This is a genomic window from Halalkalibacter akibai JCM 9157 (assembly GCF_000513135.1).
GTDB lineage: Bacteria > Bacillota > Bacilli > Bacillales > Bacillaceae_D > Halalkalibacter > Halalkalibacter akibai.
On sequence record NZ_BAUV01000118.1, the window covers coordinates 1 to 1,709 of the forward strand.

The 1,709-nt window shown below is 41.3% G+C and carries 1 protein-coding gene; it reads left to right on the forward strand.

The window, feature by feature from the left end; genetic code table 11:
• Window positions 1-117: 117 nt before the first annotated feature.
• Window positions 118-1,398, forward strand: a complete 1,281-nt coding sequence (locus JCM9157_RS22950; RefSeq protein WP_035668833.1) for an IS110 family RNA-guided transposase — start codon at window positions 118-120, stop codon at window positions 1,396-1,398.
• The last annotated feature ends 311 nt before the right edge of the window (window positions 1,399-1,709 follow it).

Below are 1,709 nucleotides of genomic sequence, written 5' to 3' on the forward strand. Positions count from 1 at the left end.
GCCTTTGATCCCGCAGGAGCATTCCTGTCAAATTAGTACTTGCCCCCTTGAAAAGAAAAGGATCCTCCGATATGATGCAGGTGTCTAAAACAAGCAATCAAAAAAGGAGGATCCCTCATGAAGAATAATCGAAATGAACGAATTAATCAAGTACACGAAAATACTCTAGTCATCGGTATTGATATCGCTAAAGAACAGCACTATGCTTGCGCTGTTGATATTCGTGGACGGGAGTTAGCCAAAGTCTGGAGAATTAATCAATCTACAGACGGCTTCATTCACTTCACTAGAAGTATCCAAAAACTAATGGACAAACACCAAAAGACAGATGTCCTAATTGGCTTCGAAGCGACAGGGCATTATTGGAAAAACCTAGCTTTCTATTTGGAAAGCTCTGACTTACCTTATGTGCTAGTGAATCCATTACATGTGAAGCAATCTAAAGAAATGGATGACAATTTACAAACTAAGAATGATGCGAAAGATGCGCGTGTCATAGCCAAACTTCTTCCTAACGGTTACTTCAGTGTCCCAAGGAATATGACAACAATCGATCATCATTTACGTCAAGGTTCAGCGATCCGAGAACGCTTGCGTAAAGACATCAGTGCAGTTAAAAATCGGATTCAACGATGGATTGACCTCTATTTCCCAGAGTTTAGACAAGTCTTTAAACACTATGGGAAACAAGAACGGACCGTTTTAAAGCTTACCCCGCTTCCAATGGATATCAAGGATGCTTCTGTGGAGGAATTAGTAAGCCAACAGAAGACAGCCGGGGCTAAATATGCAGGAAAGCCCAAAATGAAAAAGCTCATTGATTTGGCTCAGCGTTCTATTGGTATTACTGACGGTGCATATATGGCAAGGATCGAAATACAAGGTCTTGTCAACCAACTGGAGCTTTTAGAATTACAGCTTGAAGAAGTCACTGCCGAGATGATTGAAAAGGCAAAAAGCTTACCAGAGTTTCAATTCCTTGTTTCTATTAAAGGTATCAGTGAAAACACGGTTAGCGAGCTATTGGCTGAAACAGGTTCTCTTCAAAACTACAACCATCCACGCCAAATTATCAAGTTAGCGGGATTTACTTTACGAGAGAACAGTTCTGGTAAACATCAAGGTGCGAAGAGGATTTCTAAACGTGGCAGAAGACGACTGAGAGCACTTCTTTATAAAGCTATTCTCCCGTTGATTCAAAACAACACAGCCTTTCATAAAGTGTACACCTATTATTACTCAAGAGAGGATAACCCACTAACGAAGAAAGAAGCGATGGTTGTGTTGTGTAGAAAGCTAATTCAAGTGCTACATGGACTAAGTACTCGTCAAACGATGTTCGATCCTGAAAGGATGTTAGAGGACCTCTCTTATATTACTTCAAGCAAGGCAGCCTAGTGTAAGCGTTAAGTATTTTTCTTCGCATAGTAACAATACAGGCACAGAGATTCGGTAAACGTAGACTTTAGACGGCCAACAGAAGGTCAGTCCATGCAGGAGTAAGAAACCGAGCTCTGCGTCAGGAAAGACCCAACGAAGGAATGTAGGCACTTGATGCCAGGAGATATGGGAGGGTGAGTCCCCTGACGTGAGCAGAGAACACTCGTGCAAATACGCTTGAAATGGAAGTGTTTTACACACTACCAACGCAACGCGTCAGTAATCGTTCCAGATTTTTCTTAATATAAAAGAATCTGTATTTATATCTT

Coding starts and splice junctions, on each gene's coding strand:
- JCM9157_RS22950 (WP_035668833.1), top strand. CDS start 118: ATGAAGAATAATCGAAATGAACGAATTAATCAAGTACACGAAAATACT.